Source organism: Luteibacter sp. NPDC104163 (assembly GCF_055584245.1).
Map to the genome: position 1 here is coordinate 83,918 of NZ_JBVJMK010000003.1, position 12,872 is coordinate 96,789.

Annotated in this window: 11 protein-coding genes; 5 read left to right on the forward strand and 6 right to left on the reverse strand. The window is 64.8% G+C overall.

Translation table 11 applies throughout. The annotated features are described in order from the left end of the window. Positions 1–85: 85 nt before the first annotated feature. Complete coding sequence (egtD, locus tag ACZ6YI_RS05060) at positions 86–1,072, reverse strand: L-histidine N(alpha)-methyltransferase (protein ID WP_465777690.1); 987 nt, start codon at positions 1,070–1,072, stop codon at positions 86–88. Next, complete coding sequence (gene egtB / locus ACZ6YI_RS05065) at positions 1,069–2,337, reverse strand: ergothioneine biosynthesis protein EgtB (protein WP_465777691.1); 1,269 nt, start codon at positions 2,335–2,337, stop codon at positions 1,069–1,071. The genes egtD and egtB overlap by 4 nt, the downstream gene beginning before the upstream one ends. A 187-nt stretch (positions 2,338–2,524) precedes the next feature. Here egtB and ACZ6YI_RS05070 point away from each other — a divergent pair, with 187 nt between their 5' ends. Continuing rightward, entirely contained in the window at positions 2,525–2,956 is a 432-nt protein-coding gene (locus ACZ6YI_RS05070) for a DUF6491 family protein (RefSeq protein ID WP_440329233.1), read from the forward strand. Positions 2,957–3,009: 53 nt separating this feature from the next. Here ACZ6YI_RS05070 and ACZ6YI_RS05075 read toward each other — a convergent pair whose 3' ends face one another. Further along, positions 3,010–4,635, reverse strand: coding sequence for a TraB/GumN family protein (locus ACZ6YI_RS05075; protein ID WP_465777692.1), 1,626 nt, complete (start codon positions 4,633–4,635; stop codon positions 3,010–3,012). A gap of 155 nt (positions 4,636–4,790) precedes the next feature. On the opposite strand from ACZ6YI_RS05075, the gene ACZ6YI_RS05080 reads away from it, so the two are divergent. Further along, the gene (locus tag ACZ6YI_RS05080) at positions 4,791–7,085 is read left to right on the forward strand and encodes a dermonecrotic toxin domain-containing protein (protein ID WP_465777693.1); all 2,295 of its coding nucleotides are present in this window, start codon (positions 4,791–4,793) and stop codon (positions 7,083–7,085) included. A gap of 61 nt (positions 7,086–7,146) precedes the next feature. Here the strand turns inward: ACZ6YI_RS05080 and ACZ6YI_RS05085 are convergent, their stop codons facing one another. The 3 genes from ACZ6YI_RS05085 to ACZ6YI_RS05095 form a co-directional block, all read right to left on the reverse strand. Continuing rightward, complete coding sequence (locus ACZ6YI_RS05085) at positions 7,147–7,545, reverse strand: hypothetical protein (protein ID WP_465777694.1); 399 nt, start codon at positions 7,543–7,545, stop codon at positions 7,147–7,149. Positions 7,546–7,621: 76 nt separating this feature from the next. Next, positions 7,622–9,766 carry a bifunctional 23S rRNA (guanine(2069)-N(7))-methyltransferase RlmK/23S rRNA (guanine(2445)-N(2))-methyltransferase RlmL gene (rlmKL, locus tag ACZ6YI_RS05090; protein WP_465777695.1) on the reverse strand — a complete coding sequence of 715 codons (2,145 nt, stop codon included), beginning with the start codon at positions 9,764–9,766 and terminating at the stop codon, positions 7,622–7,624. After that, positions 9,763–10,281, reverse strand: a complete 519-nt coding sequence (locus ACZ6YI_RS05095) for an alpha/beta hydrolase (RefSeq protein WP_465777696.1) — start codon at positions 10,279–10,281, stop codon at positions 9,763–9,765. Before ACZ6YI_RS05095 ends, rlmKL begins: the two co-directional genes overlap by 4 nt. A 45-nt stretch (positions 10,282–10,326) precedes the next feature. Here ACZ6YI_RS05095 and ACZ6YI_RS05100 point away from each other — a divergent pair, with 45 nt between their 5' ends. Genes ACZ6YI_RS05100 through ACZ6YI_RS05110 form a run of 3 tightly spaced genes read left to right on the forward strand, consistent with a single transcriptional unit; the run spans position 10,327 to position 12,695 of the window. Further along, positions 10,327–10,884, forward strand: a complete 558-nt coding sequence (locus ACZ6YI_RS05100) for an N-acetylmuramoyl-L-alanine amidase (RefSeq protein WP_465777697.1) — start codon at positions 10,327–10,329, stop codon at positions 10,882–10,884. A 47-nt stretch (positions 10,885–10,931) separates the two neighbouring features. Further along, positions 10,932–11,798, forward strand: coding sequence for an acyl-CoA thioesterase (locus ACZ6YI_RS05105; RefSeq protein WP_465777698.1), 867 nt, complete (start codon positions 10,932–10,934; stop codon positions 11,796–11,798). 6 nt (positions 11,799–11,804) lie between these two features. After that, positions 11,805–12,695, forward strand: coding sequence for a LysR family transcriptional regulator (locus ACZ6YI_RS05110; RefSeq protein ID WP_465777699.1), 891 nt, complete (start codon positions 11,805–11,807; stop codon positions 12,693–12,695). The last annotated feature ends 177 nt before the right edge of the window (positions 12,696–12,872 follow it).

Sequence of the window (12,872 nt, forward strand, 5' to 3'; positions counted from 1 at the left end):
GGTTGCCCCCCCTCAGCCCCGAATCGGGGTTCCTTGAAAACCAACCCCCCCCCACCCCCGCTCCCACGACGTCAATTCGACGAACTCAGGAAACAACGGGCGTGGAGCGCACCAGGTACTGCACGCTGAAGCGCCGGTCTTCGTCCATCCACACCTTCTCGACCGACAGGCCGGCCTTGTTGGCCATCTGGGCAAAATCATCCAGCGAGTACTTGCAGCTGTATTCCACCTGCATCGCCTCGTCCTCGCGGAACGCGAAGACCTCCTGGCCCACGTGCACGTCCTGGCGCTTCGTGCTCACCAGCGTGGTCTCGATGCGACCGGCAAGCGCGTTGTAACGCGCGCGATGGCGGAACGCATCCACCTCGAAATCCGTACCGATTTCGCGGTTGAGTCGCACGAGCATGTTAAGGGTGAAATCGCGGGTGACCCCCGCGGCGTCGTTGTACGCGGCCTCGATCTGCGCCGGATCCTTCTTCAGATCCACGCCGACGATGATGCCGCCGCCATCGCTCATCTCCGTGCGCATCTGGCGCAGGATCTTGATCGCATCCTTCGTTTCGAAGTTGCCGATGGTCGAGCCGGGGAAGTAAATGACCGTGCGCCGCGGCGAGCGCGCCGCCACCGGCAAACGCAGCGGCTGGGTGAAGTCCGCGCAGACCGGCTGCATCGGCACGCCGGGGAAGCGCGTCGCCAGTTCCGCCACGCTTTCCATCAGGGCCGTGCGCGAGATCTCCACCGGCACGTACGCCACCGGCGTTTCCAGGTGTTCGAGCAGCATCCGCGTCTTGATGCCGCTGCCACTGCCATATTCCACCAGGCGCACGTCGGGGCCCAGGGTCTCGGCGATATCGCCCGCATGGTCGCGCATGATCGCGATCTCGGTGCGGGTCAGGTAGTACTCGGGCTGTTCGCAGATCGCTTCAAAAAGCGCGGAACCGCGTTCGTCGTAGAACAGCCGCGAAGGAAGCTTCTTTGGTTTCGCGGCCAGGCCGCGACGAACGGTGTGGAGGGTATCCTCGATATCCGGGTGGCGGTCGTCCAGGCGGATGTCTTTCGGTTGAGCGCTCATCGATCGTTTCCAAGTCGTAGCCCCGAAAACTGCCAACGGGCGTGGGGCGGAAAAAAGTTGCGATAGGTCGCACGCACATGGTCAGCGGGTGTAGCGCATGAACCTCCGCGGAGGATCCACTGCCCATTCATAAACTTTCCGTTGTACTCACCCAGCGCGCCATCCAGCGGACGGAACCCGGGATAACTGACATAAGGGCTCATCGTCCATTCCCAACAGTCGCCGTACATTTGCCCCAGCTCCGCCTCGAACGAGCTGGCACGGGGTTGGAACACCCCGCTTTCCTGAAGGTTCCCGCGCACCGGGAGATCGGCGGCCATCGTCTCCCACTCCATTTCCGTCGGCAGGCGCGCGCCAGCCCATCGCGCAAAGGCGTCGGCTTCGAAGTAACTGATGTGGCATACGGGGGCATGCGGGTCGATGGCATGCCGGCCCTGCAGCGTGAATTCGGTTTCGCAGGCGTCGTCCCAATACAACGGACGCTGCCATTGTTCGGTTTGTACCGTGGCCCAGCCATCGGAAAGCCATAACGTCGGGGTGCGATATCCACCGTCTTCGATGAACGCACGGTACTCCGCGTTCGTGACAGGACGATTAGCGATCGAACCCGCCTGCCGGTACGTGCGGTGTCGCGGCTGTTCGTTATCGAAATGGAAGCCGCCGCCGTCGTACCCGATCTCGACGACGCGTTCGTCGAATGGAACGTATCGCAATGCCGGCGCCGCCACCGAGAGCGTGCGCGGTGCATCGGGCGCGTAAGCAGGCTCGAGCGGATTCTGCGCAAACGCATGCTTGATGTCGGTCAGCAACAATTCCTGGTGCTGCTGCTCGTGCTGCACGCCAAGTTCGACCAGCGTTACCAGTGCCGCGTCGGCGCGCTGCGCGATGAGCTCCGCAATCGCATCATCGATGCGTGCGCGGTACGCATACACATCCGCCAGCGACGGCCGTGTGAGCATGCCGCGGCGAGGCCGCGCGTGCATCGGCCCTACCGACTGGTAGTAGCTGTTGAAGAGGAAGAACCAGTCCGGATTGGGCGAGCGATATGACGCATCGCGGCCGAGGATGAACTGCTCGAAGAACCAGGTCGTATGCGCCAGGTGCCACTTGGTCGGGCTGGCATCCGGCATCGACTGGATCACGGTGTCTTCCGGCTGCAGCCGCGACGCCAGCTCAAGCGTGCGGCGGCGGATGCGGAGGAAGCGTTCGGCGAGGTCCGCGCCCAGGGGCGTGGAGGGGGCGATGCCGAGCGGGCGTGCGGTCATGCGCTGGGTTCCATGCTCGGCCGACGTTCCGTCAGCCGTGACGCATGACCATGCCCTAGGAAACGTTCAACGGGTGTGAGTGGTTGTGTCGCCGGCCTTAACGGAAGGTGGACCAACCCCCTGCCCCCTCTCGTTTTTCCCTGCGATACGGCTTAACGTGGTATTACCAACCACCGAGGGTCTCGCCATGCATGCCCGCTACCTGACCGCTGCCTGCTTGCTCATTGTCTCAGTGGCGGCCCAAGCCGCCGGCGCCGCCCCGCAGGAGCGCCACGAGCTCCCTGTAAACGATTGCATGCGAACCGACCGGATCTCGAACTACACCGTCGTCGACGCCCGCACCGTGACGGTCGCCAACGGCCCCAACTTCTTCAAGATCACCACCGACGTCGATTGCCCGCGCATGGATCTGGGTGGCGGCGTGCGTTTCCGGGCCGCCGACAACATCCAGGCAGTACAGCCGTTCGCCATCTGCGGCAGCATCACGGAAAAGATCGTCCGCCGCGATGATCCGCCGTGCCAGATTCAGTCGGTCGAGAAGATCGACAAGGCGACCTACCAGCAGCTCAACAAGAGCCACAAGACGTCCGGCCCAGGTACCAGCGGCGGCGTGCGCTAGCCCTGGCGCACATGGATCGCGCTTGCCCCGCCGACGGGGCAAGCGCGCCGACATCAGGTCGGCTTGACGAAGTCTATGACGATATCGCTCCGGCTCTCGGAGCCATCTGTGTGCCTGGTCGATTTATCAGTGTGGATCGCATAACTCCTGCCGGCGGGAATATCGGCGTTGTCCGAGTTGAACACCAGCGATCGTGCGCCGGTCGTCAGTGCAACACCCGGTATCGAGATACCCCCGGTACTGTCGTCCGACGCATGGGCGCTCCCCATCCACGCAACCCACTTGCCGCTGTGTTCCGCCTGGTGCCTGTTAATCTCCAACTGCGCCAGGTGATTGAATGAGGCGATCCGGGATTGGCGCGACTGGATGTCCGGGCTGATCGCCCGGGCGGCGACTGAATCGAGCGGCTTTATCTCGAAGCCGTGCTCCAGCGCGTTCCTGAAGAAATCGTTCTGGCCGTGCCGCCCGCGCAAACCTCCAATCATCTCCATCAGCGCATGATCGTGGGCCGTATCGCCATTCAACTTCAGCGGTCCTTCCCAACCCGCCAGATTCTCCCTGGGATACTCGATGAACAGTGTATCGACGCCTTGCTCCCTGAGATAACCGAAACTCCGGTTCAGGAATGCCGTGGCGTCCGGCTCGTCATGTGACTCACCTACAACAAGACCCTGCGATCCCCGGTAAGCGGCATCGATCAGTTGCCGGTCGGTGGGATCGGCCGGCAGCGTGACGGCGGGTAGTTTTGGACGAATTGCCCTGGGCAAATCGTGGTACGCCGCATCGCGAAGCTCGGTGCCTTTCTCGATGGCCCGCGCCTGCGCTGCCGCCAGAGCACCCGGCTCGACCGGCACGCGCTTCGGTGGCGTGCTGAGTATCGCCTGATCCTCTTTCGAAAGATCGAAGTGAGATGGGGAATCGGCGACTGCGCGTGATTCACGGCCTGGACCGACGGTCATGTCCGAATCGTAAAGCAGCGTACCCGCCTTACGGGTGACGGCGGGGCCCGTCGCCTCCCCTGTTCCGTCCATGACGACACGGCGAATGCCATCGCTGCCCTGCGCCACCTCGATACCTGTGATGTCACCCATATCGACATATTGCCGCCCTCGCCGATGGTATATGCCGTTCGCGTCTGGCGATCCCAGCTGGTAGAGCGGCACGCGGGAGAAATCCGACAACGAGGGAAATACGCCGCTGGTGAACCAGTCCACGGCGCTGGGTCCCTGCGGCGCGTCTGATGCAGGCACGCGCCTGAACGTGGTCTCCGGCGTTAGTGCGCCGACGGGCGCGAGGGTGTCACCGTTGGCGGCTAGCAGGCGTCCGCCGGCATCGTAGCGCACGCGCTCGGGCGTCCCCTGCCCGTCGATCCGTACGTAGTGCTCGCCACCTCGCGTCGTGATGCCATTGACACTGCGCGGTGGCGGCCAGATATCACCAAGGTCGTCGAACGAATCGAATTGCGGTGGGCGGGCGGCGTTGGTTGCCGTATGCCCCGTCGGCCTGGCGCCTGCGCCTCCCGCCTGTCGGGTATCAGTCCATCCCCGCTGCGTTACTTCCACTGCGGACGGACCGTTCGTCGGTGCCGGCGCTGGGGTGACGGCCGATGCGGTTGCAGCCGAAGCGCTGCCAGCGTATTGAGGCGACGGCGGGGCGGAAGGGTACGTAATCGTCGTCATGGCGTATCTCGTGGGCGATACCGCACCTTAGGCGTCGCGACGGAAGATCGGGTGGTAAATGCTTGCGGGTGCCTCTTCGCTGCAACAAATACCGCCTGCCTGAGGCTCGTGGCGCCTACCTTTCGTCGCCAGATCCGCACGACGTGAGGCACACCATGGACGCGATAACCGGCGGCACTCGCCGTGATACTCCAGCCGCCAGTGATACCGAGGCCGCACAGCCGTATGCGGTGGGAGAAGACCCGCGCGCACGCGCGCCAAAAGGCGATGCGCAACAGACCCGCGTCAAGGCTGACCGGGAGCGATCGCCTGATCGACGTGTCTCCGGGCGGGACGGCCGCGCCGGGGCCAACAATCTGATCATCCGAACCCCAACGACGCCGAACGCGCCGGCCGCTGCACCCGTTCCGGCTTCGCCACCGGCACCGGCACCGGCACCGGCACAAGCGTCCGAGCCTGCTCTACCGGCTTCGTCGAAGCCGACATCCCCCGGTGAAAGCATCCAGGCCCTGGCAGATCGGTTGACTGCGGAGCTTCCGACGGTTCGCGGCGTCGCCGAAACGACGCTAAAGCAGATCTTCAAGGAAAAGTTCAACGTCGCCATCGAGCCAAAGAATGTCCGCATCCTTTCCTTTAATTATCGAAAGGGCGAATCGGAAACGTCGCGTGGCGCGATTTACGCACGCATGCCTCTGATCGACGCCGCGATCGCCAACGTGCAGGCGTTCCCCAGGCAGGGTGGTGTCGCCGTACCGTGGCGAGAGCGAGCGCCGCGTATCGAATTGCGGAAATCGGTCGTGCTGACGCCGGTGGAAGCTCAGTTCCCGAAGGTCGATGACCGGGGCGAGTCCAAGGTGGTCGCCAACGATTACACCGGCATCTACGAGACGCGTGACGAACCCGTACCTGGACAGATACTGGAGCCACGCACGCAGCTGCCCGCTTCCCCTAAGGCTTTTTCGGACGCTATCTGGAAGGCGGACCTGTCGTCCGCCTATCAAGCGAGCGTGAACGCCTTCTGGGACAAAAATCGCGACGCGTACGCGACGATCGCGAAGGCGAACTTCCTCAAGGCAGCTGATCGACAGCTTGCCGATGGGACGCTCCCCCGCCAGGCGCATGACCTGGCATGGCGCATGGCACACGGCGGACCTCGCAAGGCATCGTCTGCGTTAACACCTGGCGATTTGAAGCGTCCACCGACCCCTGATCCCGCGATCGAGATGGGCCTGGTGAATATCGCCGGCCACGGTTCAACGGACCTCATTTACGGCACGAAGAAGAAGAGTGGCCTGACCGTCTTGTATGTACCCGGAAGCCCTTCGCCTTTCCACACGTTCAAGGATACGGCCAGCATGAAGCGCTGGCTTGCGGACGAGATGGCGTCCCCTCTGAAGAGGGAGAACCTCGGCAGACATTTCGCGACCAGGGACCGATGGGACAGGGTCCTTGGCGTAGGCGTCGATGCCGCGCTACGCGACGTCCCCGAAGGAAAGGGCGGATCTCCAGACGAGGTCATCACCGGTACGCCCTTACCCGATCCATTCCGCGTGGCGACCGAGCGTGTCGAGCAGCGAGCGAAGGATGACGGGAAAGCGCTGATCTCGACCCAGCGTGACTATTACAAGGCAAAGCTCCGTATCGCGGTTGAGGCGGGCAAGGCGCTGGGGACAGCGACTTCGTTCATAAGCCCATACGCTGGCGCCGCGATCGGCGGCCTTGCCGGACTGGGCGAGGTGTCGCTTGGCGCCGACGACCACATCCACGGAAAGCAAGGTCAAGCCGGCGTGGTAAGCGGCCTCCAGACCTTGATCACATCCGCGGCCTCCGTTTCCAGGGCCGACCCCCGCGGACCGGCAGCGGTCTCCAGGGATGACGCCCCTCCTGCGCCTTCAAGCACCGCCGAGCTGACCAGCACGCCCTACATACCCGGGAAAGAAGGCACGAGTCATCGCCGCTCACAGCTACCGACCGAAGTGGTCAACACGTTAAAAGCCATGGATGACACGCGGCACTTCGTAGGCATCATGAACGCCAGGACGCGAGTGATATACATCTTCCCATCAGCGCTGAAAGGTAACCCTGGCTCCGGATCCGAGATCCGGGCCCCCTTGCCCGGCGGCTTCTCCTACCAGCCGGGGCCAGGTGTCGAGAGGACGCAGCATCCATCAGGGGACCTGATTGCGGTCCAGCGAAAGAACTTCGGGTTGGCCGGGCACGCAGCACTGGTCGACCTGGTGAACGGTGAATCTGCCGACTTCGTTGGTTTTTCGGGGATCAAGGAGCCGGGCGACACCGTCAGGCTCGATTGGTCATCCCCTACGCTTAACCCGCGTTACGCGAACGCGCGAACCGGGAGTTCGCAACCGGGGGCAGATGTCCTGGGTGAAAAGCTACGGCAAGCCGTGGTCGTGCGTTTTGAGCGAGCGGGATTCAGGGTCGCCCCCTGAAAGACAGGCACAAAAAAGCCCGGCCTTGGCCGGGCTTTCCTTTTAACCATCCGTGTAACGATCAATAGCCGTCGTCGCGCACGTAGCGGGTCGAGTAGCCATCGTCATACGTGGTCGTGGTGGTGGTGACGCGGCGGGTGACCACCGGGCCATCATCGTAGACCACCGTGCGCGGCTGGCTGTAGTACACCGGGCGATCAACAACGACCGTGCGCGGCTGCGTGGCGTTGTAAACCAGGGCGCCTACCGTACCGGCAACAATGGCGCCGGCGATCCAGCGGCCGCTGTGGTCGTAGTAGCCACCTCGGTGGTAACCGCCGTAGTAGCCACCGTGGTAGTAGCCACCGCCGTGGTACCCGTAACCGCCATGGCCCCAACCGCGCGCAAACGTGGTCGGTGCGAACGCCATAAGGCCCACGGCAGCAAGGGCGATGGCGGACTTAACAAACTTGGCTTTCATGACAGTTACCTCCTCAGGTGAGCGCAGATTCGCGCTCGGCCACTGAATCCGAACTGAAGTTTTCTGCACCTGCCGTTCACGTTTTCCACGGATTCACGAACGGCTTGCGGAGCAGCCAGCAACCATGGATATCGTGGCGGCGGGCGAAGTCGAACGGGATGCTCGGTGCGCTCCAGTCTTCAATGGAAAGGTGGGGTTCGAGGGCCGCCTTATCAAGCTGGAAACGGCGGAAATTGTTCGAGAAAACAATGACCCCTTCCGGCAACAGACGCTCCGCGCAAAGCAGCAGCAGCTTCACGTGGTCGCGCTGGACATCGAAGTCGTCCGCCTTCTTCGAGTTGGAGAAGGTCGGCGGGTCGACGTAGATCAGGCCGTACTGCATCGTGCGGCTCTCTAGGAACTTCACGGCATCTTCCCGCACCAGGCGGTGCCGGTTGCCGGTGAAGTCGTTCAGGGCCAGGTTTTTCGAAGCCCAGTCGAGGTAGGTACCCGACAGATCCACGGTAGTGGTGTCGCGCGCGCCGCCCGCTGCGGCATAGACGCTGGCCGTGCCGGTGTAGGCGAACAGGTTGAGGAAATGCTTGCCGGCGGCAAGTTCCCGGATCTTCGCGCGCACCAGCCGGTGGTCGAGGAACAGCCCGGTATCGAGGTAGTCGGTCGGGTTGATCAGGAACTTCAGCCCGCCCTCGTGCACCTCGATGAACTGGCCCTGCTGGTCGAACTGGCCGTACTTCGAGCCACCCTTGCCGCGCTCGCGGGTCTTCACCGCTATGTGGTCGCGATCAATCCCAAGCACCTCGGCGGCGACACGTACGACCTCGCGCAGGCGGGTGCGTGCGACGTCCACCGGGATGTCCTGCGGCGCCTTGTATTCCTGGATGTGCAGCCAGTCCTCGTAGACGTCGATCGCGGCGGCGTATTCCGGCAGGTCCTGGTCGTAGGCGCGCCAGCAGGTGATGCCCTCGCGGGCCAACCGCTTGCGCAGGTGGCGGACGTTCTTCTCAAGCCGGTTCTTCAACATCTGCGCGCCGTCGGACAACGGCTTCAGCTCGCGCGGCGGCGCATCGCCGGCAGCGCGCAGGCTGAACGTGAGGAGCGGCGTTTCCAGCGCGCCGTTGTAGAGCGCGTAGCGCTTGTCGGGGGACAGGCGCAGGGCGCGGCCCAGCTCCTCGTCGCCCGCGAGGACGGCCGCGCGCCAGCCCGGGAACCGATCCTTCAGGGCCTGGCCCAGCTGGCGGTACAGGTGCGGCAGCTCGGCGCGATCACCCAGGCGCTCGCCGTACGGCGGGTTGGTGATGACGAGGCCCAGCGGCGTTTCCGGCGGCGGCTCGACATGCACCGCATCGCGGCGATCGAGGTGGATGAAGCCCGCCACGCCTGCGGTCTGCGCGTTGCGCTTGGCGGTCTGGACCATGTGGGCATCGGTATCGCTACCGAAGAACACTGGGCGCAGGTTGCGCATGCCCTCGTCGGTGGTGGCCTTCGCCTCTTCCCACAACTGCTTCCACAGCGCGTAGTCGTGCTTGAGCCAGCCGAGGAAGCCGAAGTAGCCACGGCGCAGGCCGGGCGCCGCACCGGCCGCCATCAGCGCGCCTTCGATCAACAGGGTGCCCGAGCCGCACATCGGATCGACCAGCGCGCCGCCCTCGGCGTACAGGCGCGGCCACTGGGCGCGCACGAGCATGGCGGCGGCCAGGTTTTCCTTCAGCGGGGCTTCGCCCTGTCGCTCGCGCCAGCCGCGGCGGTGCAGCGGCGAGCCGGAAAGGTCGATCGAGAGCGTGGCGCGATCGCGGCGGACACGGACGTTCACCTGGACATCCGGCTCGTCCGTTTCGACGTCGGGGCGAGCGCCGCTGGCCGTGCGGAACTGGTCGACGATGCCGTCCTTGGTCTTCAGCGCGATGAACTGGCTGTGGGTGAGCTTGCTCAGGGCGGTGTTGGCGTCCACGGCGAGCGTGCCGTGCGGTGCCAGGTGCTCCGCCCAGTTGATCGACTGCACGCCCTGGTAGAGATCTTCGGGCGTGGCCGCATCGAATTCCGCCAGCGGCAGGAGCACGCGGCTGGCCATGCGCGACCACAGGCAGGCGCGATAAGCCGTTTCCAGCGTGCCGGTGAACGAGACGCCCGCAAGCGCCTCCTTCACGTCCCCGGCGCCGATGGCGACCAGTTCGTCTTTCAGGAGGTACTCGAGGCCCTTCGGGCAAGTGGCGAAAAAGTTCATGCCAGGCTGTCCAGGAAGCGGCGGAATTCGGCGTCGATATCGCCAAGGGTGGCGGAAAGGCGGTGGTCGTCCTGCACCAGCAACAGCGGGGCGCCCTGACCGCGAGCGAAGGCAATGGCGCCTTCGACGGGGCAGACATCATCCGCATAGCCGTGGACCAGGAACGTCGGCACATCCGGCTTCGCGGTGAAGGCGCGCGGGTAGCCGGGGATTTCGGCCGGCAGAGCCAGCAGGAACAGGCCGGCCACGGGTGCATCGAGCGAGGCCAGCCCAGACACGAAGGCGCCCATGCTGGAGCCGACCAGGACCGGAGGCACCGGCGAGGCGGCGATGGCCCCGGCCAGGCGCGACAGGCGCGGGTCGATCGAGCCGGCGTGGCCCTTCAGGTCGTCCTCCCGGTAATCCGGGCGGTGGGTGGTCCAGCCAAGGGCTTCGGCGGTGGCCGCCAGGGCGCTGACCTTGGTGGCATCGGGGCCGGAATCGGACCCGTGGGAAAGAATGATGTGGCCGCGCATGGCGGTCTCCGTACGCGGATCGACTGGCTATGTTATCAAAGCGGCATGATCGACATCCTGCGCGCCCCCCTGCCCTATGAATCCCGGCTCCCTGAACGAGCGGGCGACACCATCGACCTCGTGGTCATCCATTGCACCGAACTGCCCGACCTGGCGATGGCCCGCGAATATGGCGAGCGCGTCCTGTACGAGGATCGCGGCACGGGGGCGTCCGGCCACTACTACATCGACCGGGATGGTTCGATCCTCTGCTACGTGGATCCGTCGCGGGTGGCCAACCACACGCGCGGCTACAACCCGCGCTCCATCGGCATCGAGCTGGTGAACCTGGGCCGCTACCCGGACTGGTTCCACACGGCGAAGCAGGAAATGACCGAGCCCTACCCGCCCGCGCAGGTCGCCGCATTGCGCTCCCTGCTCGACCACCTGGTGGACCGCTTCCCGTCGCTGCGCCATATCGCCGGCCACGAAGACCTCGACACGGCCATGGTCCCGTCCAGCGATGACCCCGAGAACGAAGTACCGCGCAAGCGCGATCCGGGCCCGCAGTTCCCCTGGGCGCGCGCGTACGACGATGGCCGGCTCGGCCGGATCAAGGCCTGATTCCCTATAATCGGCGGCTACCGCGCACTGTTCCCAAAGGGATACCCATGCAGGACAACCACGTCGGCGAGCTCGTCGAACTGCTCGAACTCGAACGCCTCGAAGACAACCTGTTCCGCGGCCAGAGCCGCGACATCGGCACGCGCTTCGTCTTCGGCGGCCAGGTGCTGGGCCAGGCGCTCTCCGCCGCCCAGCGCACGGTGCCGTCGGACCGCGTCGCGCATTCCCTGCACGCGTACTTCCTCCGCGCCGGCGATATCGACGCACCGATCGTCTACAGCGTCGAACGCACGCGCGATGGCGGCTCGTTCTCCGCGCGCCGCGTGGTCGCGATCCAGCACGGCCAGCCCATCCTCAATGGATCCATCTCGTTCCAGGTGCCCGAGGGTGGCTACGAACACCAGATGTCGATGCCCGAGGTGCCGGCACCGGAAGACGTCGAGCCGATGCCGGCTATGTCGGCCGAACAGCTCGCCCGCCTGCCGGAGAAGACCCAGCGCTGGCTCGGCAAGGATGGCCCGTTCGAGTTCCGCCATGTCTGGCCCCGCGATGAACTGCTCCCGGCCAAGCGCCCGCCTTACCAGCACATCTGGTTCCGCCTGACGGCACCGATCGCCGATACGCTTTCGCTGCACCAGGCACTGCTTGCCTATGCCTCGGATTTCCACCTGATCGGCACGGCAACGCTGCCGCACGGCATCTCCTACCTCACCCGCAACATGCAGATGGCGAGCCTGGACCACGCCCTGTGGTTCCATCGCGACTTCCGCATCGACGACTGGCTGCTTTACTCGTTCGATAGCCCCACGTCGCAGGGTGGCCGTGGCCTGGCCCGCGGCATGATCTACACGCGCGACGGCAAGCTCATCGGCAGCACCGCCCAGGAAGGCCTGATCCGCGTGCGTCCCGACTGACACGCCATGCAGATCGAGCTGCGGCACCTGCGATATTTCATTGCCGTAGCCGATGAGCTGCATTTCAGCCGCGCCGCCGAGCGGCTGGGAATTTCCCAGCCGCCTTTGAGCCAGCAGATTCGCGACCTCGAGGCACAACTTGGCGTGCGCCTGCTGCGCCGGACGAACCGCCGCGTCGAGCTGACGGATGCGGGGCGTGTATACCTCGTAGCGGCGCGCGACATCATTGCGCGGGTGGATGAAGCAGGGGACATGGCGCGCCGTGCGGAGCGTGGCGAGATCGGCGAGCTGCACGTAGGGTTTACCCAGAGCACGCCGCTGATCGAACGGTTTCCCCGTGCGGTGCGCGCGTTCCGCGATGCCTACCCTGCCGTGCGGTTGGTGCTGAAAGAACACAACACGCTGCAACAGATCGAGCGCTTGCTCGAGGGCACGCAGCAGGTCGGCCTGATACGCGGAACCGACCTTCCACCACCGCTCGTGGCACGCAAGCTCGTCGACGACCCGTTGGTCGCCGTTTTACGCGCCGACCATCCACTGGCGAAAGGCCGCCGCCCGCGCGTGCGCGTCGAACAGCTCGCCGATGAACCGTTTGTCGTCTTCGGTCGCAATGCTGGCACGGGTGTAGCGGCGCAGGTCCAGCTGATGTGCCGCAATGCAGGCTTCGCGCCACGTGTCGCGCAGGAAGCGGGCGAGTCGGCGACGATGGTCGGTCTCGTCGCCGCCGGCCTCGGCGTCGCCGTACTCCCCGAATCGATGCGCCTGCTGCACGTCGAAGGCGTGGCATACGTACCCATCGATTCTCCCGACGCCGCGAGCGCCTTGCACCTCGTGCACCGCCGCTCCGATACATCGCCGCTGGTAAAGGCGTTCATGCAGCTGATGCTCGTAGCGTAGACACAAGACTCCACACCGTCGCGCCCAGCCTCAACAGTCGCCAACAAAAACGCTGCGTACATAGCCATGTCGATCTAAGCGTGCGTCTGCAAGGATGACTGACGCGCACGCCTGCGCCTACACGCACAGTCGGCATTCCCCGACATCTAGACCGCGAGAAGAACACTAATGTGGTGA

What these genes read in the sequence shown, in the direction of transcription:
- ACZ6YI_RS05095 (WP_465777696.1), bottom strand. Translation starts at nt 10,281, where the DNA reads ATGCGCGGCCACATCATTCTTTCCCACGGGTCCGATTCCGGCCCCGAT.
- ACZ6YI_RS05100 (WP_465777697.1), top strand. Translation starts at nt 10,327, where the DNA reads ATGATCGACATCCTGCGCGCCCCCCTGCCCTATGAATCCCGGCTCCCT.
- ACZ6YI_RS05110 (WP_465777699.1), top strand. Translation starts at nt 11,805, where the DNA reads ATGCAGATCGAGCTGCGGCACCTGCGATATTTCATTGCCGTAGCCGAT.
- egtB (WP_465777691.1), bottom strand. Translation starts at nt 2,337, where the DNA reads ATGACCGCACGCCCGCTCGGCATCGCCCCCTCCACGCCCCTGGGCGCG.
- ACZ6YI_RS05105 (WP_465777698.1), top strand. Translation starts at nt 10,932, where the DNA reads ATGCAGGACAACCACGTCGGCGAGCTCGTCGAACTGCTCGAACTCGAA.
- ACZ6YI_RS05070 (WP_440329233.1), top strand. Translation starts at nt 2,525, where the DNA reads ATGCATGCCCGCTACCTGACCGCTGCCTGCTTGCTCATTGTCTCAGTG.
- ACZ6YI_RS05085 (WP_465777694.1), bottom strand. Translation starts at nt 7,545, where the DNA reads ATGAAAGCCAAGTTTGTTAAGTCCGCCATCGCCCTTGCTGCCGTGGGC.
- rlmKL (WP_465777695.1), bottom strand. Translation starts at nt 9,766, where the DNA reads ATGAACTTTTTCGCCACTTGCCCGAAGGGCCTCGAGTACCTCCTGAAA.
- ACZ6YI_RS05080 (WP_465777693.1), top strand. Translation starts at nt 4,791, where the DNA reads ATGGACGCGATAACCGGCGGCACTCGCCGTGATACTCCAGCCGCCAGT.
- egtD (WP_465777690.1), bottom strand. Translation starts at nt 1,072, where the DNA reads ATGAGCGCTCAACCGAAAGACATCCGCCTGGACGACCGCCACCCGGAT.
- ACZ6YI_RS05075 (WP_465777692.1), bottom strand. Translation starts at nt 4,635, where the DNA reads ATGACGACGATTACGTACCCTTCCGCCCCGCCGTCGCCTCAATACGCT.